This window comes from Streptomyces hokutonensis (genome assembly GCF_000376565.1).
Lineage (GTDB): Bacteria > Actinomycetota > Actinomycetes > Streptomycetales > Streptomycetaceae > Streptomyces > Streptomyces hokutonensis.
The window spans coordinates 1-3,205 of the sequence record NZ_BARG01000156.1 but is presented as its reverse complement, the minus strand read 5'-3'; the positions used below and the strand labels follow the sequence as shown (position 1 = coordinate 3,205).

Here is a 3,205-nt window from a genome sequence, read left to right as displayed (position 1 = left end):
TGCCGTGGAGTTGCCGGATGCGGGTGGGGTGGTGTTCACCGGCCGGATCTCGCTGAAGACCCATCCCTGGCTCGACGACCACTGCGTCGGCGGTGTCGTGCTGCTGCCCGGAACCGCCCTGCTCGACGCGCTCGCTCACATCGGTGAGGAGCTCGACGCCCCGGTCGTCGAGGAGTTGACGATCTCCGCGCCCATCGTGGTACCGGAGTCGGAAGGCGTGGAACTACGGATCCACGTCGGCGTCCCGGACGGCCGGGAGACCCGGGTGGTCAGGGTCCACACGCGAGCTGGTTCGGGCGGGGACTGGACCGAGAACGCGAGCGGGGCGCTGAGCGACGCGTACGACACGGTGGCCGAGGGCGTGAGCGGACCGGACGGGACGGAGGGAGCCGTCTGGCCTCCGGCCGCCGCGCGTCCCGTCGACCTCGACGGGTTCTACGACCACCTCACCGTCGACTACGGCCCGGCCTTCCACGCCGTCCAGGCCGTGTGGACCGAACCGGGCCGTGTGCACGCGGAAGTACGGCTGCCCGAGGCAGCCGCGCAGACCCCGGCCGCCTCCTACGGGGTACACCCCGTACTGCTGGACGCCGCCCTCCATCCGCTCGGCATCGCGGGGTTCTTCGCCGAGCCCGACCGGCCCCGCCTCGCCTTCTCCTGGTCGGGCGTCCGGGTGCACGCGGTCGGTGCGCGGACGCTCCGGGTCACCCTCGCGCAGGCCGGGCCCGAAACCGTCACGATCCGTGCGGTCGACGAGACCGGTGCGCCCGTCGTCGACATCGAGGGCCTCGTCGTACGACCGGTCGACCCTGAGCGGCTCCGACAGGCCGCGCCGGCCCGGCGGGACTCGCTCTTCGAGGTCGAATGGGTGCCCGCGCCCGCCGTCGCGGCGGCCCCGGTCCCATGGACGTACTACGAAGACCTGGAAGCCGAGAACACGCCACCGGTCGTGGTGTTCCGGGTCGACGGAGGCGACGAACGGCGGACGGTTCCGGAGCGCGTGCACGACATCGGGCTGCGGGTGCTGAGCGTGCTTCAGGAGTGGCTCGCCGACCCGCGCCGCTCGGACTCGCGCCTTGTGGTGGCCACCCGCGCCGGCGAACTGGTCCAGGAAGCCGTACGCGGCCTCGTCCGCACCGCGCAGTCCGAGAACCCGGGCCGGTTCGGCCTGCTGGAGATCGATTCGGCGGCCGAGCCGGACGATACGGCAGCCGTTGCCCTCGGAATCTCCGTGGCAGGCGACGAGCCGCAGATCGCGGTCCGGGACGGCCGGGCGTTCGTCGCGCGGCTCAAGCGGGCCGATGCCGTCGCCGCCGCGCCGGCGTCGCGGCTGACCGGGGGTGCCGTACTCGTCACCGGTGCCACGGGCGGCCTCGGCCGGCTCGTGACCGACCACCTCGTGACGGCACACGGCGTCTCCGAACTCGTACTCCTCTCGCGGTCCGGTGTGTCCGAAGAACGGCTCGCCGAGGTCGCCGCCCTGTCCGCGACCGGCGTCGACGTCCGCTCGGTGGCCGGAGACGTCGCCGACCGCGGGCTCCTCGCCGAGATCGTGACCTCGCTCGGCGACCGCCTCGCCGGCATCGTCCACACGGCGGGTGTCGTCGACGACGCGGTGATCGACGCGCTGCGGCCCGAGCAGTGGGATGCCGTACTGCGCCCGAAGGTCGACGCGGTCTGGCATCTGCACGAGCTGACCCGCCACCTCGACCTCGCCGCATTCGTCGTCTACTCGTCGGCCTCCTCGACCTTCGGAGGCGCCGGCCAGGGCAACTACGCGGCCGGCAACGCGTTCCTCGACGCCTTCGCCGCGCACCGGCACGCCCAGGGCCTGCCTGCCGTCTCGCTGGCCTGGGGCCTGTGGGCGGAGAAGGCGGGCATGGGAGGCCGGCTCAGCGACACCGACCTCGCCAGGATGGCCAGGATCGGCACGCTCCCGCTCTCCGCCGAGCAGGGCCTCGCCCTGTTCGACCAGGCGCTGGAGACCGACCGACCCGCGCTGGTGCCGATCCGGCTAGACCTGCCCGCCGTCCGCGCAAGCGGCGAAGTCCCGGCGCTGCTGCGGAACTTGGTACGGGCCTCGTCCCGGCGCACGGTGAAGGAGAACCAAGCGGACCAGGACGGCCCCGCGCTCGCCCAGCGCCTCGCCGCGCTCGCCCCGGCCGAACAGGACCGCGAACTGCTGAGTCTCGTACGAGCCGCCGCGGCCGCCGTCCTCGGCCACGCGACGTCGGACGCGGTGGAGGCGGGGCGCGCTTTCAAGGAGGCGGGCTTCGACTCGCTCACCGCGGTCGAACTGCGCAACCGGCTGACCGAGGCCACCGGCGTACGGCTGCCTGCTGCCGTGATCTTCAACTACCCGACGCCCAAGGCGCTCGCCGGCCATCTGCGCACCGAACTGCTCGGCGCCACGGACCCCGCGGACCCGGCTCCCGAGGCACCGGACACGACGGTGCCCGAGGACGCCGACGACGCGATCGCCATCGTCGCGATGGGCTGCCGGTTCCCCGCCGGGATCGACTCGCCCGAGGAACTCTGGCGCTTCCTGGAAGCGGGCGGCGACGCCATCGGCGATCTGCCGACCGACCGCGGCTGGGACCTGGAGGGCATCTACGACGCCGACCCGGCCGCACCGGGCAAGACCTACGTTCGTGGCGGCGGGTTCCTCAAAGGAGTGGCCGACTTCGACGCGGAGCTGTTCGGTGTGTCGCCGCGTGAGGCGCTGGCGATGGATCCCCAGCAGCGGCTGCTGCTCGAAGTGTCCTGGGAGCTCCTGGAACGGGCCGGCCTCGATCCGACCTCGCTCGCGGGCACACCGGCCGGCGTCTTCGTCGGCACCCACGGACAGGACTACGGCCGGCAGACCGAAGGCACCCAGGCCGACGAGGGCTACCTCGTCATCGGCAACGCCGCGAGCGTCCTGTCCGGTCGGGTGTCGTACGCGCTGGGTCTTGAGGGTCCGGCGGTGACGGTGGACACGGCCTGCTCGTCGTCCCTGGTTGCCCTGCACCTGGCAGCTCAGTCACTGCGGAGCGGGGAGTGCGACATCGCCATCGCGGGCGGCATCTCCGTGATGTCGGCCCTCGACGGGATCATCGGGTTCAGCCGCCAGCGGGGGCTGTCCCCCGACGGCCGCTGCAAGCCCTTCTCCGACTCCGCCGACGGGTTCGGCATGGCCGAGGGTGTCGGTGTTCTGCTTCTTGAG

Annotated in this window: 1 protein-coding gene; it reads left to right on the top strand. The window is 72.7% G+C overall.

Translation table 11 applies throughout. The features are described from left to right. Window positions 1–3,205: SDR family NAD(P)-dependent oxidoreductase (locus SSP08S_RS63170; RefSeq protein ID WP_019076034.1), on the top strand; the 3,205-nt coding region annotated here is incomplete at both ends.